Consider the following 26,412-nt stretch of genomic DNA (forward strand, 5'->3'; position numbering starts at 1 on the left):
ACAGATCATGACCAACCCCTCCTCCTCGTCCCTGACGATCGACTATTCAGACGAAGTCGCGGCTGCCAAGCAACGCGGTGCGCCGATCGTGGCCCTGGAATCGACGATCATCACGCATGGCATGCCCTATCCCGGCAATCTCGACATGGCCCGCAGCGTCGAGACGATCATCCGTGAACAGGGCGCCGTGCCGGCGACCATTGCCGTCATCCACGGGGTCCTGCATATCGGCCTCGACGGCGCCGAGCTGGAGGCGCTGTCGACGACGCAGGGCGCGATGAAGCTTTCACGCGCCGATCTTGCCTTTGCCATTGCCGAACGCCGTACAGGCGCCACGACAGTTGCCGCAACCATGATCGCCGCCGCCCGCGCCGGCATCAGGGTTTTCGCCACAGGCGGCATTGGCGGCGTTCACCGCGGCGCCGAGCAGAGCTTCGACATATCGGCGGATCTCGACGAACTCGCGCGAACCGGCGTGATCGTCGTCTGCGCGGGTGCCAAGGCCATCCTGGATATTCCCAAAACGCTCGAGGTTCTTGAAAGCCGCGGCGTGCCGGTCGTAACTTATGACAGCGAGAACTTCCCGGCCTTCTGGTCGCGCGAATCCGGCCTCAAGAGCCCGCTGATGCTGAACAGCCCGGCGGCGATCGCCAGTTTCCAGCGAACGCGCGAACTGCTCGGAATCGAAGGGGGGATGCTTGTCGCCAATCCGGTGCCCGAAGAAAGCGAAATCCCGCGCGAGGAGATGGAGATCTATATCACCCGCGCGATCGACAACGCGGCAAGCGAAGGAATTACCGGCAAGGCTGTCACGCCGTACCTGCTCGACAACCTCTTCCGCTTGACGGACGGTCGCAGCCTCGAAACCAATATTGCGCTGGTCGAAAACAATGCACGCCTCGCTGCCGAAATCGCTGTCGCTCTTGCGATGAAGTAACGCAAGGGGCGGAAATCGTACCTCATCCGCCTGCCGGATGAGGGACACTCGCACGCATCAGTTCAGCGCGTGGGCGGCGCGAAAGGCGGCTTCAGCTGTCGAGCATCTCGCGCACGGCGACCGCAAGCTGTTTCAGCGAGAACGGCTTCGGCAGGAAACCGAACTTCGCATCGGCAGGCAGATTGCGGGCAAAGGCGTCTTCGGCATAGCCGGAGACGAAGATGAATTTCAGGTCGGGATACTTCTTGCGCAGTTCGCGCAGCAGCGTCGGCCCGTCCATTTCCGGCATTACCACGTCGGATACGACGATATCGACGGCACCGGCGAGCTCCTCCATGATCTCCAGCGCCTCGACGCCCGACCCAGCTTCGTGCACCGTATAGCCGCGCGTCTCCAGCATTCTCTTGCCCCCGCGCCGGACCGCTTCCTCGTCTTCGACCAGCAGCACGACGGCGGAATCTCCGGTGAGGTCGGCAGGCTCTGCCCGAGGCATGGGCACCGCAACCGGTTCGATCCTGGCAGGCGCGGCCGTTTCCGCCGCCGCCCCGTCGGAGCTCGGCTCCTCCTGTGTCTCCGGAACATCGATATGCCGCGGCAGCAGGATGCGGAACGTGGTTCCGCTGCCGATCTCCGACTCGGGATAAATATAGCCGCCGGACTGCTTCACGATGCCGTAGACCATCGACAATCCGAGCCCGGTCCCCTTGCCGACGTCCTTGGTGGTGAAGAAGGGCTCGAAGATCTTGTCCATGATCTCGGGTGAGATGCCGGTGCCCTCGTCAGATACTTCTACCATCACGAAGTCTTCCTCGGGCAGTTCCCGACGCCCGAGTGCGGCTACTTCGCCCGCCGGCAGATTGCGTGTCCGAAGCGTGATGATCCCACCCGCGGGCATCGCATCGCGGGCATTCACGGCCAGGTTCAGGAGCACCTGTTCGAACTGGCCGAGATCGGTCCTCACCGGCCAGAGATCGCGGCCGTAGTCCACCTCCACCTTGACATTGGTGCCGGTCATGCGGTCGACGAGCATTCTGAGGTCGCCGATGACGTCGGTGAGATTGAGCACCGTCGGCCGCATGGTCTGCTTGCGCGAGAAGGCGAGCAATTGCCGCACGAGAACGGCGGCCCGGTTTGCGTTGCGCTTGATCTCCATCAGATCGGCGAAAGTGGCATCCGCCGGTCGCGCCGATAGCAGCAGGTGGTCGGCGGAAAGCAGGATGGCGGTCAGGACGTTGTTGAAATCATGGGCAATGCCTCCGGCAAGGGTTCCGACGGCATTCATCTTCTGCGTCTGCGCCATCTGGTTCTCGAGCGCCTTCTGCTCGGTGATCTCCAGCGCATAAATTATCGCCGCCTCCTCGGGCGCCTGATCCGTCTGATCGATGACCGCATTCACATAGAAGCGGAAGTGGCGCCCCTCATCCTTCGGATGAAGCGCATCGATCGGCGCAATATCGCTCTGCCGGTCCTTCGCGGCAGCAAGCGATTCCTGCAGGCGCCCCCTTTCGGAATGGTGCACGACCGCGTCGATCAGGGCACCGCGCTCGACCTCGTCCTGCGAAACGAGGCCGGCGAAGAGCTTCATGAAAGGAGCATTGGTTCTGAGAATGCGCCCGTTTCCATCCACAGAGGCGATCGCCATGGGCGTATTGTTGAAAAAGCGGGTGAATCGCATGGCGGCATTCGATGCCGACTGATCGCCATCATCGCCCTCCCGGGACATTACGATCGTGCGGCTTTCACCGGGGGCGCCATCCCGCGTGGAAGAGACGCGATGGACCAGGCGCACCGGCAGGCTCTGCCCATTGGCCTTCCGCAGATCGAGATCCAGGATCTTGGTCTTCTTGAGACCGGGCTCCGCCTGAACCGATTGTACGAGCGCCAGCCCCTCGCCCGCGACGAGTTCGGCAATGCTGACGGAGCCAGGCTGGAATTTGGTCAGATCGATCCCGAGCCAATCTGCAAGGGTCGCGTTGATATAGAAGATCTCACCCTTTCGCCCGGCAGAGAAGAACCCCGCCGGCGCGTGGTCGAGATAGTCGATCGCGTTCTGCAATTCCTTGAAGAAACGCTCCTGCTCGTCGCGCTCTGCGGTGATGTCTGCGATCTGCCATAGATAGAGCGGATTGCTGCCGGCGTCCTCGAGCGGCAGTACCCGCGCCTTCAGCCGGTACCAATGGGCGCCGGAACCGGCCATCTTCCCATTCGCCAGAGGCTTTAGCAGGCGGAATTCCTCGTGCCCCTGCTTGCCCTCGTGCAGACCGTTGGTCAGGCGGTAGATCGCCTCGGTCGCTTCCCTGTTGCGCGACAGGATCGTTTCAAGTGACTGAATGCCTGCCGCACTCTTGGTACCGGTCAGAGCACCGTAAGCGGCGTTGGCGTAGATGATGCGCCCCTTGCGGTCGGTCACGATCGTCCCGTCCTCGTGGGCATCGAGGAAGGCGCGGGCCAGCTCGTCCGGGCGCGATTGCGGCATCACCTCGATGAAGCCTATGACCGACGAGACCAGAAAGAATATGCCCACCATGGCCAGAACGCCGAGAATGCCGAGGACGATCTCGTTTTCGAGCTGGTTCTTGAAGACGACGAATGCGGCTGCCGACGCCGTAAGGACGATCGCCAGCAGGATGATCCTGAGAATGGTTCCCGGACGAACGCCTCGGTCAACGACCGGCATCTGGTAGTCACCTGCCTGCCGCAATTTCGTCATCGGTCCTCACCTGCTGCCGGGTCGCGCAACGCAATCCCGAACGCTTGCAGTGCCGTACCTCCCCGTGGATGTATGAGGGCAGCTGCAATACTTTGAATTGCCGCACAGTTTATCCCTAAACCGTTTCCGATTAAGGAACCATGCGGTACCCGGTCCGAAGGCATCGTGTCGCAAGACCCGTAGCCGCCCTCCGCACTTTCGCGCGTCGACCTGGAATCATCTTTAACAATCAGAGATAACAGCAAAAAGCGTCTCGGCGGAAGCGCTGCGGTCAATTCACAGGGAATGTCGGGCCGGAGCTTGTTCAAGCCCGAAAAAAGCCGTCAAATGTTGCCATGCGAGGCGGCAGTAAGGAGTTCAGCCTATGATGGAAACAATCCTGGGGGACAATACCAGCCGGTTCATGATCGCCGCCGGAGCGGTTGCGATCGGTCTCCTGTGCCTGGCGGCCGTGCTTCGGCTGATTCGCAACAAGCCTTCTTCTCCTTTCGTTCGTGGCGGCAAAAACAGGCAGCCCCGGCTGGCGGTGCTCGATGCCGCCGCCGTTGATACGCGCCGCCGCCTGGTGCTCGTCCGCCGCGACGACGTCGAGCACCTGATCATGATCGGCGGCCCGACGGATATCGTGATCGAAAGCCGCATCGCGCCCGAGCAAGAAAGCCCGGGCCCGGCGAATCTCCAATCGAAGCCGGAAGAAAAGGCCGCCCCTGCGCCGATCGCGGAAGCCCGGCCCCAATCCGTTTCTTCCCCTCTTCCCACGCGGACGCCTCTCCCGGCGGAAGCTGCCGTGGAGACCGTTCGGCAATCGGCGCAGACGAACGAGTCGCCACGCGTTGCCGCGCGCGCCGAACCTTCCACCCGCTCGGTCCCGGATCCACAGGCCCCGGTCCAGGGTCCGTCATCGCCGCTGCAAGTTTCCAGGCCTTCACCTGCGCCACAGATTCCACCCCTATCCGTCGCCGTCGAGCCGTCGCACGCTGATTTCGGCGCCCTTCGCGGTCAAGCGCTTCCACTGGAGCCACCCACTCGCAACGAGCGCACGGTTCCGCTTGCCGCGGTCGAACCCGTGAGGCCGGCGATTGAGCCGGTCAAAGCCATGCCGGACCTACCGCTGCCACCCCGGCGCGCAGAGCCCGAAGCGGCAGCGGAATTCGAGCGCATGCTCGATGCGGAAATAAGCGGCGATCTCCAGCGCCTGGCACCCACCGCTCAGCCCCGACCGGAGATCCGGCCGGCTGCCGCCGGTCGCCAGGAACCGATTCTCGGATCGCCCCTGCAGGACAGCCGCAAGGAGCCGACGATCGAGGAAGAGATGGAAAGAATGCTCTCGGATATATCCGCTGGCCGCAAACTGTAACGGCGGCATCCTGATCACGATGAGTTGGAGCGGGATGAGAGCCGAAGCATAGTCGGCCAGAATGCATAACATAAATGGAAACGGCGCGGATCGATCCGCGCCGTTTCAGTATCACATGATGTCCGGGCTATTCGTCCCGGTAGACCTTCTCGCGACGCTCGTGACGCTCTTGCGCCTCGATCGACAGGGTTGCGATGGGCCGAGCGTCAAGCCGCTTCAGTCCAATGGGCTCTCCGGTCTCCTCGCAATATCCGTAGGTACCTTCATCGAGCCGCTGCAATGCGGCATCGATCTTGGCGATCAGCTTACGCTGACGGTCCCGCGCCCGCAACTCAATCGCCCGGTCCGTTTCGGATGAGGCGCGGTCTGCGAGATCGGGATGATTGGCGCTCTCCTCCGCCAGGTGGTCCAGTGTCTCGCGGGCTTCCCGAAGGATGTCGTTTCTCCAGGCATTCAGCTTCGCACGAAAGTATGCCCGGTGGTTTGCATTCATAAAATCCTCGTCCTCTGAAAGGACGTAGGTACTAAGATCGATCTTCTCACTCAACGCGATTCTCCTGAAGAACATCTCATTGCGGCGGTGTATAGACCTATGGAAGCTCTGATTCAAGCCTCGTAATCAGTGCTTAACTGCATTTTAACACTGCCGGTTTCGCAGGCTAACCGGCTAATATTTCATCGAAATTACAGGCAAAGTCTTGAATGGTGAAATACCGCCCGCCGCGATGATCGCCGGCATCATGCCGCTCAACGCGGTGGCGACGGCAGCATTTCGGATTGGCGCATCTCGTATGCGCCGAGCGCCGGTTCAATAAGCGCGCTTGATCAAAAAACAGCGAGGTACGACTTGATCTTTACGCAAACCGGCGGGACAAGGGGCTTCCGCGAGGTGTTTTGTGCCGTCGACGCAGCAGACGCCTCCATCCTGGGATCTCCAACACCGGATGCGTACATGCAAGAAAGCGTCGTCCCGGCCTTCCGACTTCTGCTTCTTCGCCACGCCCGATCGGGCTGGGCGCTGCCGGGTCAGCGTGATTTCGAACGTGCTCTCGACGACGTCGGCTTTGCGGAGGCCGAACTCACCGCACAATCGGCGGCCGATCACGGGTTCCGGCCGGACCTGATCCTTTGCTCGACAGCCGTCCGCTGCCGGCAGACCGCCGAGCCGCTCTATCGCGCGCTTGGCGAAGATATCGACATCCGATACCTCGACCCGCTCTATACCGGCCCTGCAAGCGTCTACGCTGACCTGGTCGCGGCGAATGCGAGCCGATCGTCCTCGTTGATGCTGATCGGACATAACCCGATGATGGAGGAACTCTTCCACCGGGTACTGGGTGAGGAACGGGCCGAAGCTGCCCTCGCGGGCGGATATCCTCCGGCCGCATTGGCGGTGATCGATTTCACGGCGAAGCCGGGTGCCGGAACCGGATGGACCGCGGCACTTTCGAACCTTCTTATTCCCGCGCCTGAGGAAGTCGGCAAAGGATAAGCCCTGCCCTACGCTGTGCTGCAAGGAAGCGCCATTTCAGCTTCTGTCGTTGCGCTGATGGAAATCTTTCCTATATCGCACGAGGCGCAACACGACTGCCCGGGCTGGATTGGGATGTCCGCAAATAAGCCCAGCGCTCACTCACTGCCCGGAGGAACGAAAGAACTTGGCGCCCATTCTCACCAGTTTCAAAGACGACGCACGTATCGCCATCGACAACCTCGCCGACCGTGCAGCCGGGCTTGTGAACCCGTCGGTCAGGCTTGGCGTCACCGGTCTGTCGCGCGCGGGCAAGACGGTGTTCATTTCGTCGCTCGTCCACAATCTGTTGAACGGGGGGCGGTTGCCGGTCTTCGAGCCGGTCCGCTCTGGCCGTGTATCGAAGATCCGGCTCGAACCGCAACCCGACGACGCGGTGCCGCGCTTCCAGTATGAAGACCACATCGCCGCGCTGGTGCGAGACAGGACCTGGCCGGATTCGACCAGAGCCATATCGCAGCTGCGGATCACGCTCGACTACGAGAGCGCCAGCGGCTGGAGCCGCCTGTTTTCTCCCGGACGGCTGTCGATCGACATTGTCGACTATCCGGGCGAATGGCTGCTCGACCTGCCGCTGCTCAATCAGGACTTCCGGCAATTCAGCGATGCGACGGTCAAACGCGCACGCACCGGCATGCGTGCCGATTTGTCGCGCGAATGGTTGGGACTGGCCTCAGCGCTCGGCGCCTCGGCGCCTGCGGACGAAGGCAGTGCCCGCCGGCTCGCGGAAACGTTCACTGCCTATTTGAAGGCCTGCAAGGAGGACGACCGATCCCTCTCGACTCTGCCGCCGGGCCGGTTCCTCATGCCCGGCGATCTCGAAGGATCGCCGGCGCTTACCTTCTCACCGCTCCCCGACCTGCCTGCGGGACACGCACCCAAGGGCTCGCTTCGGGCAATGATGGAGCGGCGTTACGAGGCCTATAAGACTCATGTCGTGAAGCCGTTCTTCCGCGAGCACTTCGCTCGTCTCGACCGCCAGATCGTGCTTGTCGACGCACTCCAGGCGGTCAATCGCGGCACGGAGGCGCTGCAGGATCTGGAACAGGCTCTCGCCGACGTGCTTGCCTGTTTCCGGCCGGGCGTGAATTCCTGGCCGACTTCGTTCGTGACCCGAAAGATAGACCGCGTGCTGATCGCCGCCACAAAGGCCGATCACCTGCATCATGAGAGCCACGATCGGCTCGAGCGCATCACCGCGCGCCTCGTCAGCCGGGCGGCCGAGCGAATAGGAATGAGCGGCGCGGGACTTGAGGTAATGGCGCTCGCATCGGTCAGAGCGACCCGCGAGGCCACGGTAGATCACGACGGGCATCGTTTGCCTGTTATCGTGGGAACGCCGATCGCCGGCGAGAAGATCAATGGCGAAACATTCGACGGGGAAAGGAAAACGGCCATATTTCCCGGTGACTTGCCGGAAGATCCTGAACTTCTTTTTGAAGCCGTCGATCGACACCCCGCATCCGCCCTTGCCGCTTCCGCCACGGAGCCCGCGGTACCGGAATTGAACTTCGTCCGCTTCCGGCCGCCGCACCTCGAAGAGACCCGTGGCGGGTTGAAACTTTCGGTGCCGCATATCAGGCTCGACAGGGCCATGCAGTTCCTGCTCGGAGATCGACTCGCATGAATGACGATTCCAATGGCCGTCGACGCAGGCCCGCTGCCTTTCCCGTCGGAACGGAAGATGCCACCAGCCGTGAGCTGGAACAGACACCTCGGCGCGCGCCAGGAAGCTTTAGCGACAAGATCGTCATGACGCCCGACGCCGATGACCCATTCATCGAAACGACAGCGGCCATCGAGGCCCTCAATCCTCCGGAAGCAAGGCCGCCCCGGCGCAGGCTCTCTTTCGGCAAAATCGCCGCGGGCGCTTTCGGCATCCTGATCTCGCTTGCGGTCGGGCTTTGGGTCGACCGGCTCGTGCGCGATCTCTTCTCACGCGCCGACTGGCTTGGCTATGGCGCGGTCGCAGTCGTGGCGATCGGCGCTGCGGCATTCCTGATTGTGGTCGCGCGCGAAATTTTCGGCATGATGCAGTTGACTGCGGTCCAGGCGCTGAAAGCCGATCTAGCCGCGGCGGCCGTAGCCGGAAAGGCGCAAGCAGCACGCGCGGCGACGGCGAGGCTCGTTCACCTGCTCGCCGGCAATCCCCGGACAGCAAAGGGCCGCGCCCGCCTGGCGGATACCGAGGGCGAAATTATCGATGCGCCTCATCTCGTTGATCTGACCGAGCGCGAATTGCTGGCGCCGCTTGACCGCGAGGCACGCCGGATCATTCTTGGAGCCGCCAAGCGGGTGTCGATCGTCACTGCCGTTAGCCCGCGCGCGCTCGTGGACCTCGGTTACGTGCTTTACGAGTCCGCACGGATGATCCGGGCCATGGCGGAACTCTACGGCGGCCGGCCGGGTACGCTCGGCCTGTTGCGCCTGATGCGCGACGTCGTCGCACATCTCGCCGTAACCGGTTCGATCGCTGTCGGCGACAGCCTCGTCCAGCAGATCTTGGGCCACGGCCTAGCTTCCAAGCTCTCTGCCCGCCTGGGCGAAGGCGTAATCAACGGGCTGATGACCGCACGGATCGGGATTGCGGCGATGGATCTCTGCAGGCCGATGCCGTTCCGGGCGTTGAAGCGCCCCAGCATAGGCGACTTCCTGGCAGACCTGGCGCCGGGTGCCGGACGAACTGAAAGCGCGACCGGCAAAGCCTAAACGGAGGGCCTGCGCGCTGCCGATACAGCCAGCATATAAGTCAGGATGAAACCATCCGTTAACCATTCTTGCGGCATTATAGTTTCACGTTCTGCAGCTTGACCCATCAAGGACCGCCTATGCTCTCGCGCCCTTCCCAGATTGTTCGTGGCTTGGCCGCTGTCGCGCTTGTCGCCGCTGCGGGCCTTGCGACGCCCGCCTCCTCCGGCGCCCGCGACAAGGCATTTTTCGACAGGGTCGCCGGACAATGGAAAGGTCCGGGCGAAATCGTTGCCGGTAAATACAAGGGTACCAAATTCACCTGCGATCTCGCCGGTGAGCCGGCTCCGGGCAACGAGGCCGGCCTGAAGCTGGATGGCTTCTGCCGCGTCGGAGTGTTCAAGCAACCCATGTCGGCGACGATCGTCCGGAAGGGCAACAGTTATACTGGAAAATTCCTGGACGGGGCGGAAGGCAAAGGGCTCGATGTCGTGTCCGGCAAGGTGGCCAAGGACAAGGTGGTCGTCGGCATCAACCGCAAACAGCTCAATGGCGCGATGATTGCCCGCCTGCAGGACGAAGAGACCATGAACATCACGATCTCGGTAAAGGTCGAAGACACCATGGTCCCGGTCATCGGCGTAAGCCTCAACCGGCAGATGGACAAAATTGCTGTCGGCTCGATCGAGTAGCCGCTGCTTTCGCCAAACCTGGCGGCCGGACTCAGCTCGATACGACGTTTCAATCCGGCACGCGCCACCACTCGGTGTTTTCGTCTGCCAACTCGATACCGGTCACATCAGCCAGGCTTAACCATTCGCTGACGGTTCGCCCCTCCACGTTCAGCTCTGCCGCGAAGTCGGAAAGCGGCTTCAACACGAAGCCGCGTTCTGTCATCCTCGGGTGAGGCAATCGCAACGTGGCGCTTTCCACGCTGAGATCAGCGAAGGTCAGAAGGTCGATGTCGATCGTCCGCGGCCCCCACCGCTCCTTCCTCACACGCTTCATCGTCCGCTCGATATCGAGGCAAGCCGCAAGCAATGCTTCCGGCTCGAGCGCCGTTTCGACCTCCGCGCAAGCATTGAAGAACCAATCCTGATCCGTTTTGCCCCATGGCGGCGTACGGTAGAGCCGCGAGACTTCGACAATCCTGCAGTCCGGCCGCATGTTAAGCGTCCGCAATGCGTGTGCCATTGTTCGCCGGGGATCGCCGACGTTGCCGCCGAGACCAAGTATCGCACGTGGCCATTCGCTATTGCGCGACATGCTCGACCGTAACTTCCACGTAATCGAGAATGCCCGGGACCGGCGCGTTCGGCTTGCGGATAGAGACTTTTGCCCTGCGAACCTGGCGGAAGCGGGCGCAAAGCGTCTTGGCGACCTCGAGCGCCAACGCCTCTATCAGGTAACGTCTTCGTCCGGTCACGATTCTCTCGATCTCGGCGAAGGCGATGCCGTAATGCACGGTGTCGTCGATACAGTCCTCGACCAGCGCCGTGCCCTGCTCGACTTCGAGTTCCGCATCGACGAAGAAGCGCTGCCCGAGAAATTCCTCTTCGTCGAGCACGCCGTGACGGGCAAAGAACGCGCAGTTCTTCAGGGTGATCGTGTAGGTCGCGGTCATGACTTGGTGTCCCGTCGGCTGTTCTTTGCGGCCAGCATAGCATCGCTCACGGCTAGCGCATCCCTGTTGATTGCGACATCATGTACCCGAAAAATCGCAGCGCCCGCTGTTCTGAGGAGCGCTGTCGTCGCGGCTGTGCCGACATCTCGGTCCTGGGCTTCCTGTGCCGTCACCGCGCCGAGGAAACGCTTGCGCGAGGTTCCGACCAGAAGGGGCATTCGAAACCGGTGCAGCTCTGCGAAGCGGGCCATCAATTCAAGGTTCTCATCCGTGTCTTTCGCAAATCCGAATCCCGGATCGAGCACGACCTGGTCGCGCCGCACGCCGGCATCGGTGGCGATCTGAAGCGATCGTTCGAGAAAATGGAACTGGTCCTGGATCACGTCAGGCAGCTTCTCCCGGGCGCGCCCCGTATGCATGATGCAAAGCCCTGCGCCCGTCTCCGCCGCCACAGTCGCGATCGCGGGCTCGCGCTGCAATCCATGTACGTCATTGACGATGTGGGCGCCGGCCTCTACGGCGAGCCGCGCGGTCTCCGCGCGATAGGTATCGACTGAAATGACCGCCCGAGATTGCCGCGCGATGGCCGAGATAACGGGCAGAATGCGGCCCTGTTCCTCGCCGGAACTGACCGGCTCGGCGTCCGGGCGCGTGGATTCGCCGCCGATATCGAGAATTTCCGCCCCCGCCTCAACCGCTCGCAATGCAGCATCGACGGCGGCACCGGCTTTTACGAAGCGGCCGCCGTCGGAAAAGGAATCGGGCGTAACATTGATGACCGCCATCAAAACGCCACGCCGTCCGAGTTCGAGAACGCGTCCATGCGCCAACTGCCAGCGAAAGGTCTGAAATGGATCGTAGGTCATTTTTCCGGTCCGCAGCTGAACGACGGCAAATTTGCCGGTGGTTCGTGGTGCAAATAATCACTTTCGAAAGCAACGTGTTGTGACGTGGTTCCCGTGCTGTCTGCATCAGTCACGGCCGATTTGTGTTGCACTGGCTCTGGCTATGCCCCAAGCTTCAACGAAGTTCAATCGGCGAGTATGCGCTTCCATGCCTCGATTACATATCCCGCTGCGTGCAGCCCTGATTGCATTGCTCGTAGGCCTTCCAATTGGCAAGGCCTCGGGAGAAACGCTGATCAGCAAGAGAATTTCCTATTTCTCGATCGGGGGGCGCACGGCAGCAGAGCTCGACCAGGCGCTTTCGTCGTCCGGCCCGATGATGAAAAGCACCGGTACGCGACATCCGGGTGCGACCCGGATAAAGTTCGGCGGAACGGTCACCTATGTCACCCGCGATGACCGCTGTGCGGTCGGATCGGCAAAGGTGACGCTTAGCACACGCATCATCCTGCCGCGCTGGAAGTATCGTCGACAGGCCGGCCGCGACCTCGCCCTGGTCTGGGACACCTTGGCAAGTGATATCAAACGGCACGAGGAACGCCACGCCGAGATTGCGCGCATCCACGCGCGCAAGATGGAAAAGGCGCTGCTTTCGCTGAAACCGGAGGACAGTTGTGAGCGCATTCAGGCGCGGGTCGCGGAAGTGAGCGCGGAAGAGGTCGAGCGGCACGACAAGGATCAGGCGCGTTTTGACCGCACCGAAGCGGCGAACTTCGACCGGCGTATGATCAGGTTGCTGCAATACCGTCTGGAAACTCTGAAGAAGAACGCCAAGGCCCGCTGATCATGCGAGCGGGCCACGTCTTTGCCGGCGCGAAATTCGCCCGCGTTGGACCGTCGAATAAAATACCCCCAAGAATTAGTGGGGTATATTCTCCGATTTCGAAGAAGACGCCCAATACCCACCGTATTTTATTGGCGGAATCTAATGATAGCGGGCAGCAATCGACTCAGCTATATTGAAGCCATTGAACGAGTGGAGGAACTAGAGTTCAACTGCTCGATGAGGTTGGTGTAGAATTGCGGGTCATCGGGATCTGGCGTTTGACGGCAACCGCGTAAGATTGGCTTCGCTGCCGGATATTGGCTTCACGACCGGCAGGTGGGGCAGCACAGGTTCTCCTGGCGTGTCCTGGTGCGGCAGATGTTCCCTCCCTCATCTGCATGCGATACGCCCTCCTAGCCTCGCTTGTCGATCGACCGGCGAGGCTTTTTTTTGCCCGCAGCGGCGCGGGCGCCTGTATCTGGATGAAGAAACTTGTGCCCGGCTTCCGCGCTGCGGCAGCGTCTCAACGCATCGTGGTCCGAGGGGCCGACCGATCAGGCCTGACGCTCCGGGACATGGACTATGAGTCCGTCCAGAGCTTCGCTCACCTTGATCTGACAGGAGAGACGCGACGTCGGACGCACATCATAGGCGAAGTCCAGCATATCCTCTTCCATCGCTTCGGGAGCGCCGACTTGAGCCGCCCAGGCATCGTCGACATAGACGTGACAGGTCGCACAGGCACAGGCGCCGCCGCACTCGGCTTCGATCCCGGGGACCGAATTGCGAACTGCATTCTCCATGACCGTGGACCCATTCTCGACATCGAGTTCGTGGCGCGCGCCGTCAAAGGCTACGATCGTAAGTTTTGTCATTTCTCTTTCCGGAACGAATTGAAAAAAGGGCCGGCCGGCTGGCACATGGCTTTATTCGGTTAGCCGGTGCCCCGGCTTTGAATTCAGGGCACGTTCTTCCAACAAATCGCTCGGCCAGTCAACATGACGAGGCCCATCCGCATAGCCGCAAGTCGCCGCTATACTTTGCAGATCGCATTGACGTCGGCAGTAGCGCCCTTTGAAGAGAATTGCGCGGCCGGCTCGGACAAGACACGTGCATGACACTGATGAAGCGCGCCGCTTCGATCGGATGCGGCGCGCAGCTGCGTTACCGGCAGAGCTTCAGGATGAAGAGTTCCGCCTGCAAAACGGCGGCACCGAGAGCGGTCTGCAATGAAGCATCGGAAGGCAATTTTTCGATCGCGGCAGCAGCCTCCGCAACTGCGACGGCACCGACCGCGAGCGCCGCTCCCTTCAAACGATGGGCTTCCTGACCGCGGGCCTCCTCATCACACTCCGCGATCTCGGCAATCGCCCGGCGTGCCTGACGTGCAAAGAGCTTCAGGACCTCGATCTCGAGGGCCGTATCGCCCATCGTCTGCTTGAACAGATGAGCAAGGTCGATGGGGCTTCTGCCCGAAGGAATGGAATTTCCCGGGTACTCCGGTGACTCGAAGGCTATTGTGAGTGCCGCCATGGGCTCGTTCCTACAATTGATTTCGCATAACAACCGCACCGTTTTCAGACAGGATTATCGGCGCGCGGCACTGCCATTGACCTAAAACGCGGCGCAATGGAGGCGGAAAAATTGAGGACATGGTTAACGGCCATTAAACCGGCTGATTCCCTTGGCTTTTCCAGTCGCAAGACCGCGATTCTGTTAAGAAATCATTAGGATTTTAATGAATGCGGAACGGTCATAATTGTAAGAGCCCGGCTAATGTGTCACTACGATACGATTAGGAACGGGTCTGTATATCGAAATGGCAACTGTTCCGGTGGATAAGCTGCGTCCCACAGTGTCGCAGGGCATAGGCTGCGGCTATCCATCGAGGCGATGCAATGGGTGATCAGCCAAGCTCTGGCTTTGTTACGAAGCTTAGATCTTGCGATCGCCGCCCTGGTTCGGATGTTCCGCTGGGCAGCTGGCGGCGCAGAAAGACGGCCATTATCGGGCAATAGTAGTGAGGCGTATCCGTATGGCGACGAAGAAGACCAACGAGTCGATCGACGAAAAGGCGTTCGAGGCGCTGGAAGCGGCCTTGAAGATCGACTTTGACGACCTGAAGTCGGCATTGAACGACGAGGTTTCTCCGAGCGAGCCGGAAGCAAAAGCGTCCGAGCCCGGGAAGCAGGCTGCCGGCTCCGGTGAGGCCCGCGCCGCACGCCCGCAACAAGATTCTCAGACGCAACCACGCGGCACGGAAGCACCGCGCAGCTTTGCGAGCGAGATGGCGCCGAAGCAGCCCCCCTTGGCGCCCGCCAACGACGACACGCGCAAGTCCCCTGCCGCAACGCTGCGCTCGCTCGAGGTCCGCTCCAGCCGTGCGGCGATACGCGTCGCTGCGCTCGTGTCCTTAATCTGGACCGCAGCCGCGCTCGGTGTTGCCCACCTTCTTTATGCGCCGGAGATCTGGCAGATCCGCTCTCTCGGCGATCTGGCAGCGATGCCCGGTGTGATTGGCGTCCTGCTTGGCATCGCCCTGCCCGTCATGCTCTTCTTCTCCTTCGCGATCATGATCGCGCGAGCCCAGGAACTGCGCAGCGCAGCGCGCTCCATGGCTGAGGTCGCGATGCGGCTCGCTGAACCGGAGACCAATGCCGCGGACCGCGTCATGACGGTCGGCCAGGCCGTGCGCCGCGAAGTCTCTGCGATGAACGAGGGCATAGAGCGCACCATAGCCCGGGCAACCGAACTCGAAGCGCTTGTGCATTCGGAAGTCAGCGCACTCGAGCGCAGCTACAGCGATAACGAGCTGCGGGTCCGCACGCTCGTCCAGGAGCTTGGTCTCGAGCGCGAAGCGATCATCGGCCATTCTGAGCGCATCCGAACGGCAATCGCAGGTGCGCACACCAAGCTGAAAGACGACCTGGAGACGGCAAGCGAGGACATTGCCTCGCGCATCGCCGTTTCCGGCGAAGCCTTCGCTTCACTCATAGACACCCGCGCCGCAGCACTTACGGACAAATCGGATCATGCGCTCGAAAACCTGAGCACGATGCTGAGCACCCGGACCGACGCGCTGCTCTCGGGCCTGACGACTGCTGGAGTGGCCCTCAGCAGCGAATTCGACTCGCGCCTGGACGCACTCAGCGAAAATCTCACGCAGCGCGGCGAGCAGCTGCTCAGCCAGTTCGAAACCCGCGCCTCGACGCTCGACGCCAACACCGAGAAGCTCAACGCCGCGCTGAACGAACGCGCCCGTCAGCTCAACGAAACACTGATCGCCCGGACGCGTGACCTCAATGAGAGCATCAGGATAGGCCAGCAGGCTATCTCCGGCGGCCTCGATGACGTGCTTTCTTCGCTCAACACCGCACTTGATGAAAAGGGTGCGAGCTTCCGCCAGAGCCTCAAATCGAGCGCCGACGACGCGATCATGGATCTCGATCTGCGCGGCGGCTTCTTCGAGGAGAAGCTGCAGACCACGGTCGGCCATCTGGCAACCGCTTTCGACGAACGCTTCCACGAATTTGCAAGCGCCTTCGACAAGCGCGCCAGCCAGCTCGACACGAAGCTCATGGAAAGTCTCCACCGTATCAACGAGACGGTATCCGGCGGCTCGGAGGCTATCGGCGGCGCACTCGACAGCAGTGTGGAAAAGATCAACTCGGCGCTTTCCGACCAGTCGCTGACCTTGGCAACGGCGCTCGGTGCGACACAAGATTTCATCGAGGAGACGATCGGCAGCCGCACCAACGAACTCAGCAGCCTGATCGGCAACGCGCACAACCGCATCGAGAGCGTCCTATCGGACAAGACCGGTTCGCTGATGGGAGCCCTGACCGAAGCACAGGACCGCATCGAAAACGGCTTCGGCAAGCGCGCAGATGCGCTCGCCGAAGCGCTGACGACAAGCGAGCAACGCCTGACGGATGGGCTCGACTCCCGCACGTCCGCCTTCATCGATGGCTTGCAGTCGGCTCACGCCCGTATCGAACAAACCCTTACCGGCTCCACGGACGAGATCACGAGTGCGATCGCCGCAAGCCAGCATCGGCTCGACAACACGCTTTCCGAACGAACCGCAGCGCTGTCGGGCGCCCTCGCCTCGGGAGCAAGCGTCATCGAAAATGCTGTCGGCGGCACCGCCGATCGGCTGGAGCGCGTCCTCTCCGAGCGCGGCCGAACGATCACCGACGTGCTGTCCACTCAGACCACGGCACTGGACGAAGTGCTTGCGGAGCGCGCGACGCAAATCAACTCCACCATGTCGGCTCGCGCAAGCGAAATGGCCGACTCGCTCAGCCGCCACGCGGAGGATGTCGCCGATAGCCTGACGTTCCGCGCCATGGCGGTCGCAGAAACCATGACCGACCGCGTCGGCGAGATCGAAAACAAGCTTTCGCAGAGTGTCTCCGAAGTCGCCGAAAACTTGGGGGGCCGGGTCAGTCTGATCGCCGGCACACTCACCGATACCAGCGCCCGTATTGCCGAGGACCTGAGCAGCCGCGTCGGAAGGATATCCGAGACCTTGGCAGGGACCAGCGCGGAAATCGCGGAGGCGCTTACCGCCCGCACGTCTGAAGCTACAGCGTCGCTTGCCGGAAAAGCCGCCGAAATCGAACAGACGCTGACCGGCAGGGCCGAACACCTGCGCGATACGCTGACGACGACACACGACCAGATCCGCTCGACGCTCGACGACCGGATCAGGGCGATCAACGTTTCAGTCGGACAAGGCCGCGAGCAGCTCGAAGAACTGCTCTCCGACCAGTCGATGGCGATGGCGACGACGCTTGCGACCAGTGCCAGCATGCTTGAAATGTCGATCGAGGAGCGTCAGGCCGCAATCGCCGGGGCGATCGAGCGCGGCACCGAGGCGCTCGCCGCCCGCGCATCGGAAGCGACAGCAGCGCTTGCCGGCAAGGCCAACGAGATCGATCAGACGCTCTCCGGCAAGACCGCGCAGTTGCGCGATGCATTGGCGAGCACGCATGAGCAATTGCGCACGACTCTTGACGACCGGATCAGTGCGATTGACCTTTCAGTCGGCCAGGGCCGCGAGCGTTTGGAAGAAATCCTGTCCGATCAATCAGTTGCAATGGCCACCACTCTGGCGACCAGCGCCAGCATGCTTGAAATGTCGCTCGAGGTGCGCCAGGCATCGATCGCCGGAGCGATCGATCGCAGCGCCGAAGCGCTCGACTCCCGGATGCGCTCGACGACGGGCGAGATAGCGGAGCGACTTGCCGAGACAGCAGATCAGATCAGTCTCGCGGCCGACTCCCTCACCAATCGGGTCGACATTTCGATCAGCGGCGTGAACAGCCGGCTTGACGAGACCGGCGCGCGGATCGAGACAAGCCTCGGATCGCTCGAGGAGCGTATTCGCTCCAGCGTCGGCGACGTCGATGCGGTGCTCGGCGACACCGGCGCCCGCATCGAGACGAGCCTCGGCTCCCTTGAAGAGCGCATTCGCGACAGCGTCGGCAGCGTCAATGCCATTGTCGACAATGCCGGCCAGCGGATCGCCGAAAGTCTCGGTGAACGCGCGGGCGAGATCGACAGGATCAGCGAAACTGCGGCAACGCGGATATCGACGGCGATCGAGGCCGGCGCAGGCCGGATAGAAGAACGTCTCGGCACGATGGATCGCGCGCTCAATATCGGGTTGGAAAACGTCAACCGCACGATCGAAGGGAAGGCTGCCGCGCTCGTCACAAGCTTGCGCGGCGCCGTCAGCGACGCCACTCAGGAGATCGATGCGGAAGCCGCGCGTTCGGCCGGGCTGCTGTCCAAAGCGGGGGCTGACTTTGCCGGCGCGCTCGCCGCGAGCAACGCCGAATTTGCATCATCGATCGAGCAAACCGCTTCTGTAACGGCCGCGCGCCATGCTGAGATCGCCCGTTCGGTCACCGAAGCAGCGGAAACCGCGACCGCCCGTCTCGCCTCTACGAACAGTCAGATCGCAAGCCATGCCAAGAGCATCCAGCAGAGCCTGACCGAAGCGGAGAAATCCCTGGATGCGCGCGGCCAGTCCATCCGCAGCACGCTGGACGAAAGCACCCGCGAGCTCAATTCGATGCTCGCCGGGCGCTCGATCGAACTTTCGCGCCTCCTCGACGAACAGGCTCGCCCCGTCATCGAACAATACGCTGCTACCGGCAAGGAGGCCGCCGAGCGTATTGCCACCCTCACCCAGGAAAGCGCCGACCGCTTGCGTGCCGAAAACGCCGCGCTCATCAACGCCATCACCGAGCGTACCGGCGAGACGCTCGATGCCATCTCGATGCGTGCGGAAGAGACCGCCAAGGCTATGAAGATGGTCGAGAACCGGCTGCAGTCGACCGCCATGGGTCTGATCGACCAGCTTGCGTCAAGCAATTCGGCGATCGCGTCGGTGATCGACCAGGCGAGCGGCAATCTCGGCGATATGGATCAGCGCCTCGAGGCGACAGCCGCGAAGGTTTCGGAGACGGCACGCCAAGCCTCTGACATGCTTTCCACCTCGACCCGCCTGATCGAAGGCAAGGTCGACAAGCTGTCGGACATTTCCTCCTCGACGCTATCGCAGATCGGCGGCATCGTCGGCCGCTTCGAAGATCATTCGAAGGTTCTCGGACAGGCATCCGACCTTCTGGCAGCCGCTCAGTCGAATCTCGTCAGTACGCTCGAAGAACGCCAGGACGCGCTTCGCACGCTTTCGGTCGGTCTCGTCCAGCGTTCGGAAGAGATCGAGCGGACCATGCGGGCTCTCGAGGGCTTCGTCGATGGGGCCTTCCAGCGTGCCGAGGAGCGCTCCGGCCAGGTCGCCGGCAATCTGCGCAGCGGCATACAGTCCTCCTTCGCCGATGTGGGGCGGCTTCTTTCCAACACCGAACAGCGGGCAACCGAGGCCGCCGAAGCGCTTCGCGACACGCTTGTCAAGGCAAGCGATGAAGCCGCCGCTTCGGTCGAGGGCGTCTTCACGCAAGCGGAGGAACGCTCACGGCAGATCGCCGACAGGCTGCGCTCCGGGGTCGAGACCTCCTTCGCCGACGCGAACAAGACGTTGTCGCAAGTCGAAGGCCGTGCACTCAGCGCCTCCGAGGCTCTGCGGCAGGTCGTGGCAAAGACTGGCGAGGAAGCCGGACAGGCGCTCGAAGGAGCGTTCGCCACCGTGGAGGAGCGTGCCAAGGACGCAGCTTCGCGGCTACGCGGCAGCATCGGAGCCTCCGTCTCCGACGTCGAGCGCATGCTGACCGAGAGCGGCAAGAAGTCCGATGGGGTCGCGGTACAATTGCGGGAGGCCGTCCGCCAGGCGATCGAAGACGCGATCGGCCGCTTCAATGGCGCTACCGACGACATCCGGCGCTCTGCGGGCGAGATCCGCAAGGAACTCGATATGACCCGCGAAGAGCTGAAGCGGGGCGCCTTCGACCTTCCGGAAGAAGCCAAGGAGAACGCGGCACTGATGCGCCGCGCCGTCGGCGAGCAGATCAAGGCGTTGCAGGAGCTGTCCGAGATCATCGGCAAGTCGTCCTCGCAACTCGAAATCGCCCAACCCGTGCGCCAGCAGGAGGCGCCTGTCGCCCCGGTTCGGCCGGCGCCGCAAGCCGCAGCGCCGCAGCCTCCGGCGGCTCAGCCCGCACCGAACGCGGCACTACGCGGAAGTCTGGGCATTGAGCAGGCCACTCGCCCGCTGCAGCCTGCCCGGCCGCCGGCAACGGAGGAACGCGCCGAAGAGGGCGGCGGCTGGATGCGCGATCTCCTACGCGCCGCTTCCCGCGAGGAAGAGCCTGCAGCTGCACGGCCGCGGGCCACGGACGGCCAGCCGGTTGCAAAGGCAGGGGACAGCCGTAACCCGCGCCACGTCGTCGAGTCGCTGAACTCGCTCTCGGTAGACATTGCGCGCGCGATCGACCACGACGCCTCTGTCGATCTTTGGCGGCGCTATCAGCGTGGCGAACGCGACGTCTTCACACGTCGCCTCTATACGCTGAAGGGGCAGCAGACCTTCGACGAGATCAAGCGGAAGTACGATCGCGAACCGGAATTCCGCACCGCGGTCGACCGTTACATCGCCGACTTCGAGAAGCTGCTCGCCGATGTCGCCCGCAACGATCCCGACAAGCGCATCACCCAGACCTATCTGACGTCCGATACGGGCAAGGTCTACACCATGCTTGCCCATGCAGCGGGGCGCTTCAGCTAATCCCCGACAGCAATCGGTATCTGTCTCCTGAACGGCCTCGTCGCAAGACGGGGCCGTTTTGGTAACGGGCGGACCGACATCTCAAAAACGGAGTGTTGCCTTAGAGCGGGATGAAAAAGAGTGTGTGCGGTTTCCGCCCATGTTCTTAAGGTCGATCCTACCTCAGGAACATCGTGGTCTAAGGGGCTCGCAGCTTCCACGTCCGGATGCGGAAAAACCCCCTCATGCAGCTGTCGCCACTTTCTCCCCGCATGCGGGGCAAAGGAGACACGCGGCGGCGTCGCAGATCTCTCGATGTTCGGGGAAGCGACGGGGCTTGCGCTTATGCGCGCGGCACGGGGATGAGCGCTACAGGCGCTGACCTCCTCCCCGCAAGCAGAGCGAAGTAGACGCGCGGGGCGGTTCGAGATCTCGAAGTTGCAGGGGATTGAAGGGAGTGGCGCTTGTGCAGGCGGATGAGCGCTACAGGAGCTGGCCTCCTCCCCGCAAACGGGCCTAAGAAGACTCGCGGCGCTGTCTCAGATCTCGATGATGCGGTAAGGAGAGAAGCGGTTTCGCTTGCACCTTCTCCCCATCGGATGGGGAGAAAGTGCCGGCAGGCGGATGAGGGGCGGCCGCGGAATTCGTGCTGGCCGAACTCCGGCCGCGGCCGATCAATGTTCCTTGTTGGCGTAGACCGACTTCTTCGTCAGGTAAATGAGGCCAGTGAAGATGAGCAGGAACACCATGACCATGAAGCCAGTACGCTTGCGATCTTCCAGATGCGGCTCAGCGGCCCACATCAGGAACGCCGAGACATCCTTGGAGTACTGGTCGACGGTCTGGGGGGCGCCGTCGTCATAGGTTACCTGATCGTCGGAGAGCGGCGGCGCCATCGCCAAGGCCGCGGCACTGGCGAAATACGGGTTGTAATGGGTACCTTCAGCCACTTCCACACCCGCCGGCGGATCCTGGTAGCCGGTCAGAAGCGCATGGATGTAGTCAGGACCGCCCTCCTGGTAGGGCCAGAACATATCGAAGACGAACTGCGGGAAACCGCGTTCAATGCCGCGCGCCTTGGCGATGAGCGAGAAGTCCGGCGGTGCGGCGCCGTTGTTCGATGCGGCAGCGGCTTCCTTGTTCGGGAAGGGCGACGGAAAGTAGTCGGATGGAACGGCCTTGCGGGTAAACATCTCGCCATCCGCTTTTGGCCCATCCTCGACCTCATAATTCGCCGCGAAGGCTTTCACCTGGGCTTCGGAGTATCCCAGGTTCTCAAGCGTTCGGAAGGAGACGAGCTCCATCGAATGGCAGGCCGAACAGACTTCGGTGTAGACCTTCATGCCGCGCTGCAGCTGGCCCTTGTCGTAGTGTCCGAACAGGCCGGCAAAGGGCCAGTCCTGCTGTTCCGGCTTGTGGATGGGGTAATGGGGGGTGCCCCCGCCATGCTCCTCGCCGGCTGCTTCGTCCTGGGCGATAGCCGCTCCAAACCCGAGACCGGCGACGACAGCGAGTGACAGAATGCCTGTAACAAGCTTTTTCATTGTTGTGGATTCCTTATCGATCGCTGTTCGGTCAGGCGCGTGCGGGCTTCAACTGCGCCTTGGCATTCTGTTTTTCCAAGACCGCTTCGGTGATGGAATTCGGAATGCGCTTCGGCGTCTCGATCAGACCGAGGACCGGCATGATGACGAGGAAGAAGGCGAAGTAGTACAACGTGCCGAGCTGCGACATCACGACATAGAGGCCTTCCGCGGGGCGCGAGCCCAACCAGCCGAGCATGATGCAGTTAGCAACGAAGATCCAGAAGCACAGCTTATACCAGGGGCGGTACACGGCCGAGCGGACCTTCGACGTATCGAGCCAAGGCAGGAAGAACAGGATGATGATCGAGCCGAACATCACCAGAACGCCGCCGAGCTTGGAGTCGATCGGGCCGACATTGAAGGTGATGGCGCGCAGCATCGCGTAGAACGGCAGGTAGTACCATTCCGGAACGATGTGTGCGGGCGTCTTCAACGCATCAGCGGGGATGTAGTTGTCCGGGTGACCGAGGAAGTTCGGCATATAGAAGACGAACCATGCATAGACGATCAGGAAGACCGATACGCCCAGTGCATCCTTCAGCGTCGCATAGGGCGTGAACGGCACGGTATCGGTCTTGGACTTGACCTCGACCCCAGTCGGATTCGTTTGACCGGTGACGTGCAGCGCCCAGATGTGCAGGACGACCACGCCGGCGATCATGAACGGCAAAAGGTAATGCAGCGAGAAGAACCGGTTCAGCGTCGGCTGGTCTACGGCGAAGCCGCCGAGCAGGAACTGCTGGATCCACTCTCCGATAAGCGGAAAGGCCGAGAAGAACCCGGTGATGACGGTGGCACCCCAGAAAGACATCTGCCCCCAGGGGAGCACATAGCCCATGAAGCCTGTCGCCATCATCAGGAGATAGATGACCACGCCGAGTATCCAGAGGATCTCGCGCGGCGCCTTGTAGGAGCCGTAATAGAGGCCGCGGGCGATGTGAAGGTAGACCGCAATGAAGAAGAACGACGCACCGTTGGCATGCAGGTAGCGCAGCAGCCAGCCATGATTGACGTCGCGCATGATCTTCTCGACCGAATTGAAGGCGACGGAGGTTTCTGCGGCATAGTGCATGGCCAGCACGATGCCGGTGAGGATCTGCACGATCAACATCACCGAAAGCATCGCACCGAAGGTGTAAGCATAATTCAGGTTGCGCGGAACCGGATAGGAGACGAACGAGTCGTGGACGAGCCGCGGCAACGGAAGGCGGGAATCAACCCACTTCTCGATGCCTGTCGTTGGCGTGTAGGTTGAATGATCAGCACTCATTATCAGTAGTCCCCTCAACCGATCTTGATAACTGTGTCGGATACGAACGAGAAGGTCGGCACGGGGAGGTTTTCCGGTGCCGGGCCTTTGCGAATACGGCCCGCGGTATCGTAGTGCGAACCGTGGCAGGGACAGAACCAGCCACCGAAGTCGCCCGCCTGACCGAGCGGTACGCAACCGAGATGGGTACAGGAGCCGATCATGACGATCCAGTTTTCCTTGCCCTCACCGGCGGAACGATCGAGATCGCTCGCCTGCGCATCGGCCGGAAGGTTGGCATTGCGCGCCACCGGATCCTTCAACTCTTCGAGTGCGACGGCCTTGGCTTCTTCCACTTCCTTCTCGGTACGGTTGCGGATGAATACCGGCTTGCCGCGCCACTTCGCCGTCAGCGACATGCCGGGCTGCAAGCTCGAAACGTCGACTTCGATCGAAGCAAGTGCCAGCGTCGATGCGTCCGGACGCATTTGGTCGATGAACGGCCACGCCACCGCACCCGCACCGACGACGCCGGCCATGCCGGTAGCCAGGTATAGGAAATCGCGGCGAGTGGGCTCGCCCATGGTCTCGCTTGAAGTTTCGTGTTCGCTCACGGCTAAAACATCCTCTCACGCAATGTTGCGGAAACCGCATCCGCCCCCGGCGCGCTTCCTGCCCCGTCCCGAGCCATGGAATCACACCCTGTCAACACGCTGCCAACCGGTCCGGCTTCTTGAGGCAAGCCACGGATCGAATTGTCAGAATCCGGGAAAAAATCTGCACGCAGATTCCCCATCAATCCGGCGCGTTCTATGCCTGATCGCAGATTATGTCCAGCCTTGACAAGGGGCGGTGGGCAGATTGTCGCGGGGAAAGCCGCGACCAATTGGCACAAGGACTTGACGCATTACGGCTGTGCCGCGGAGTACCCTATTCCGCGGCCTCTTCCTGAGCGAGGAAACCGCCGGACTGGCGCGACCAGAGATCCGCGTAGAGACCACCATTGGCGATCAGTTCGGCGTGGGTGCCGTTCTCGACGATGCGCCCCCTGTCCACGACGACGAGCCGGTCGAGGGCAGCAATCGTGGATAGCCGGTGTGCAATCGCCAGAACCGTCTTTCCCTGCATCAGTCGCTCCAGATTGGACTGGATCGCAGCCTCCACTTCCGAATCGAGGGCCGAAGTCGCCTCGTCCAGGACGAGGATGGGCGCATCCTTGAGCATGACGCGGGCGATCGCGACGCGTTGGCGCTGGCCGCCGGAAAGCTTGACGCCACGCTCGCCCACATGGGCTTCGAAACCTTTGCGGCCACGCTGATCCTGCAGATCCACGATGAAGTCGTAAGCTTCCGCCTTGCGCGCCGCTTCGATCAGTTGCTCGTCGCTCGCTCCCGTTCGCCCGAAGAGGATGTTGTCGCGGATCGACCGGTGCAGAAGCGAAGTGTCCTGGCTTACCATGCCGATCTGGTTGCGCAGCGATTCCTGCCGGACAGCGGCAATGTCCTGCCCGTCGATCAGAATGCGTCCGCCTTCGAGATCGTAAAACCGCAGCAGCAGGTTGACCAGGGTCGACTTGCCGGCACCGGAACGGCCGACGATGCCGACTTTCTCGCCCGGACGAATGGTCAGCGAGAAGTCGTCGATGACCCCGCCCCCCCTGCCATAATGGAACGTCACGTGTTCGAAACGTATCTCCGGGCGGCTGACCTTCAGTTCCGGCGCACCGGGCCGGTCGGTCAGCCCGATCGGCTGCGACACCAGCTCGGCCGAATTCTGTATCGTGCCTATATTGCGCATGATCGCATTGAACTGCGACATCATCCGCCCGAGCAACATGTTGAGTCGAAGCACCAGCGCCAGGGTGAAGGCGACGGCACCGGAGCTGACCGCACCTTCCAGCCACAGGTGGACCGAGTAGATTGCGATGGCCGTGATCATCAGGCCCGACAAAAGTGCGAGCGAGGCCCGCACCGCCGTCAGCAGGCGGGTGAAAGGGATAACTGCTCCCTGAAAGCGGTGGAACCCTGCCCTGATATAGCGATCGTTTTCCTCGTCACTGCCGAAGAGCTTCAGCGTCTGGATGTTCGCATAGGCGTCGACCATGCGGCCGTTCAGCATCGACGCCATCTCTGCAGTTTCGCGGGCGTGTTTGCGCACACGCGGCACAAAATGGCGGGCAAGCACCAGGAAGATGGCGACCCAGAAGGCAACCATCGCCGCCAGGCGCCAATCGAGCTGAGCGATGAGCGCCATGGTCGAGGCCGTATAGATGACGATGAACCAGACCACCTGCAGCAGCGAAACGATCAAATCGCTCGTTGCCTGCGCGCCGGACCAGACTTTTGTTACGATGCGCCCGGAAAAATCGTTCTGAAAGAAGGACAACGATTGCCGAGCTACATGAACATAGGACTGCCAGCGGACGAGGTTCAGGAAACCGGTGATGATCGACTGCTCCTCCACGAGCGCCGCAAGCGTCACCGCAAGGAAGCGGAACACCAGCACCGTCAGCAGCATGAAGAGCAGTTCAGGCCCGTGGGCCGCGATCAACCCGTTCCAGCCGTCCTCAGGCCGGACCATGTCGAGCACGTCGACAAGCCGGCCGACGAAATAGAAAAGACCGGCTTCCAGCATCGCCACTAGTCCGCCGAGAACCGCCATGGCGAGAAACGGTCCTTTCGCCTGGCCGGCATAAAACCAGGCGAATCCCCAGAGTGATCCCGGCGGCCGCAGCCGCTCGCGCGGTCCGAAAGGATCAATCCAGTTCTCGAAAATCTTGACTATGGCGCGCAGCATTGTTCCGATATAGGCGGTTGTGAAATCCGGACAATCCGTTTCGCTGCCGCTTTCGTTGGAATTGCGTAGCTGGGACCCGCCGAACGCAGA

Annotated in this window: 19 protein-coding genes; 8 read left to right on the top strand and 11 right to left on the bottom strand. The window is 61.9% G+C overall.

What is annotated here, in order from left to right; genetic code table 11:
- The first annotated feature begins 7 nt into the window (after positions 1–7).
- On the top strand, positions 8–937 hold the full coding sequence (locus FB009_RS19445) for a pseudouridine-5'-phosphate glycosidase (RefSeq protein WP_011975675.1): 930 nt from the start codon (positions 8–10) through the stop codon (positions 935–937).
- 91 nt (positions 938–1,028) lie between these two features.
- Here FB009_RS19445 and cckA read toward each other — a convergent pair whose 3' ends face one another.
- Positions 1,029–3,647: a cell cycle histidine kinase CckA gene (gene cckA / locus FB009_RS19450; protein WP_024311448.1), complete on the bottom strand. Its 2,619-nt coding sequence runs from the start codon at positions 3,645–3,647 to the stop codon at positions 1,029–1,031.
- A 364-nt stretch (positions 3,648–4,011) separates the two neighbouring features.
- Here cckA and FB009_RS19455 point away from each other — a divergent pair, with 364 nt between their 5' ends.
- Positions 4,012–5,004, top strand: a complete 993-nt coding sequence (locus FB009_RS19455; RefSeq protein ID WP_011975677.1) for a flagellar biosynthetic protein FliO — start codon at positions 4,012–4,014, stop codon at positions 5,002–5,004.
- Positions 5,005–5,131: 127 nt separating this feature from the next.
- Here the strand turns inward: FB009_RS19455 and dksA are convergent, their stop codons facing one another.
- Entirely contained in the window at positions 5,132–5,551 is a 420-nt protein-coding gene (gene dksA / locus FB009_RS19460) for an RNA polymerase-binding protein DksA (protein WP_003532995.1), read from the bottom strand.
- Positions 5,552–5,956: 405 nt separating this feature from the next.
- On the opposite strand from dksA, the gene FB009_RS19465 reads away from it, so the two are divergent.
- The 4 genes from FB009_RS19465 (at position 5,957) to FB009_RS19480 (ending at position 9,915) form a co-directional block, all read left to right on the top strand.
- Entirely contained in the window at positions 5,957–6,496 is a 540-nt protein-coding gene (locus tag FB009_RS19465; RefSeq protein ID WP_011975678.1) for a SixA phosphatase family protein, read from the top strand.
- 166 nt (positions 6,497–6,662) lie between these two features.
- The gene (locus tag FB009_RS19470) at positions 6,663–8,162 is read left to right on the top strand and encodes a YcjX family GTP-binding protein (RefSeq protein ID WP_102045584.1); all 1,500 of its coding nucleotides are present in this window, start codon (positions 6,663–6,665) and stop codon (positions 8,160–8,162) included.
- A complete protein-coding gene (locus tag FB009_RS19475; protein ID WP_011975680.1) occupies positions 8,159–9,244 on the top strand; it encodes a YcjF family protein in 1,086 nt (361 codons plus the stop codon). Before FB009_RS19470 ends, FB009_RS19475 begins: the two co-directional genes overlap by 4 nt.
- A gap of 119 nt (positions 9,245–9,363) precedes the next feature.
- Positions 9,364–9,915, top strand: coding sequence for a hypothetical protein (locus tag FB009_RS19480; protein ID WP_011975681.1), 552 nt, complete (start codon positions 9,364–9,366; stop codon positions 9,913–9,915).
- Between the two features lie 49 nt (positions 9,916–9,964).
- Here the strand turns inward: FB009_RS19480 and folK are convergent, their stop codons facing one another.
- The 3 genes from folK to folP are packed head-to-tail and all read right to left on the bottom strand — an operon-like array spanning position 9,965 to position 11,713.
- The gene (gene folK / locus FB009_RS19485; protein ID WP_011975682.1) at positions 9,965–10,489 is read right to left on the bottom strand and encodes a 2-amino-4-hydroxy-6-hydroxymethyldihydropteridine diphosphokinase; all 525 of its coding nucleotides are present in this window, start codon (positions 10,487–10,489) and stop codon (positions 9,965–9,967) included.
- Positions 10,476–10,847, bottom strand: a complete 372-nt coding sequence (gene folB / locus FB009_RS19490; RefSeq protein WP_011975683.1) for a dihydroneopterin aldolase — start codon at positions 10,845–10,847, stop codon at positions 10,476–10,478. The genes folK and folB overlap by 14 nt, the downstream gene beginning before the upstream one ends.
- Positions 10,844–11,713, bottom strand: a complete 870-nt coding sequence (folP, locus tag FB009_RS19495; RefSeq protein WP_011975684.1) for a dihydropteroate synthase — start codon at positions 11,711–11,713, stop codon at positions 10,844–10,846. Before folP ends, folB begins: the two co-directional genes overlap by 4 nt.
- A 187-nt stretch (positions 11,714–11,900) precedes the next feature.
- Between folP and FB009_RS19500 the strand changes: the two genes are divergently transcribed.
- On the top strand, positions 11,901–12,536 hold the full coding sequence (locus tag FB009_RS19500) for a DUF922 domain-containing Zn-dependent protease (protein WP_024311444.1): 636 nt from the start codon (positions 11,901–11,903) through the stop codon (positions 12,534–12,536).
- A 536-nt stretch (positions 12,537–13,072) separates the two neighbouring features.
- Here the strand turns inward: FB009_RS19500 and FB009_RS19505 are convergent.
- Together FB009_RS19505 and FB009_RS19510 are read right to left on the bottom strand one after the other, a co-directional pair.
- Positions 13,073–13,393 carry a 2Fe-2S iron-sulfur cluster-binding protein gene (locus tag FB009_RS19505; RefSeq protein WP_011975686.1) on the bottom strand — a complete coding sequence of 107 codons (321 nt, stop codon included), beginning with the start codon at positions 13,391–13,393 and terminating at the stop codon, positions 13,073–13,075.
- 289 nt (positions 13,394–13,682) lie between these two features.
- On the bottom strand, positions 13,683–14,051 hold the full coding sequence (locus tag FB009_RS19510; RefSeq protein ID WP_011975687.1) for an Hpt domain-containing protein: 369 nt from the start codon (positions 14,049–14,051) through the stop codon (positions 13,683–13,685).
- Positions 14,052–14,553: 502 nt separating this feature from the next.
- Here FB009_RS19510 and FB009_RS19515 point away from each other — a divergent pair.
- Positions 14,554–20,712: an apolipoprotein A-IV repeat region-like domain-containing protein gene (locus FB009_RS19515; protein WP_145161906.1), complete on the top strand. Its 6,159-nt coding sequence runs from the start codon at positions 14,554–14,556 to the stop codon at positions 20,710–20,712.
- Positions 20,713–21,365: 653 nt separating this feature from the next.
- Here FB009_RS19515 and FB009_RS19520 read toward each other — a convergent pair.
- The 4 genes from FB009_RS19520 to FB009_RS19535 all read right to left on the bottom strand — a co-directional run bounded on the left by FB009_RS19520 (position 21,366) and on the right by FB009_RS19535 (position 26,322).
- Positions 21,366–22,235 carry a cytochrome c1 gene (locus FB009_RS19520; protein WP_102045583.1) on the bottom strand — a complete coding sequence of 290 codons (870 nt, stop codon included), beginning with the start codon at positions 22,233–22,235 and terminating at the stop codon, positions 21,366–21,368.
- Between the two features lie 31 nt (positions 22,236–22,266).
- Positions 22,267–23,547 carry a cytochrome b gene (locus tag FB009_RS19525; protein WP_011975690.1) on the bottom strand — a complete coding sequence of 427 codons (1,281 nt, stop codon included), beginning with the start codon at positions 23,545–23,547 and terminating at the stop codon, positions 22,267–22,269.
- A 14-nt stretch (positions 23,548–23,561) separates the two neighbouring features.
- Positions 23,562–24,140 carry a ubiquinol-cytochrome c reductase iron-sulfur subunit gene (gene petA / locus FB009_RS19530; protein WP_011975691.1) on the bottom strand — a complete coding sequence of 193 codons (579 nt, stop codon included), beginning with the start codon at positions 24,138–24,140 and terminating at the stop codon, positions 23,562–23,564.
- 316 nt (positions 24,141–24,456) lie between these two features.
- A complete protein-coding gene (locus FB009_RS19535; protein ID WP_102045582.1) occupies positions 24,457–26,322 on the bottom strand; it encodes an ABC transporter ATP-binding protein in 1,866 nt (621 codons plus the stop codon).
- Positions 26,323–26,412: the final 90 nt, after the last annotated feature.

It is taken from the genome of Sinorhizobium medicae, from assembly GCF_007827695.1.
GTDB lineage: Bacteria > Pseudomonadota > Alphaproteobacteria > Rhizobiales > Rhizobiaceae > Sinorhizobium > Sinorhizobium medicae.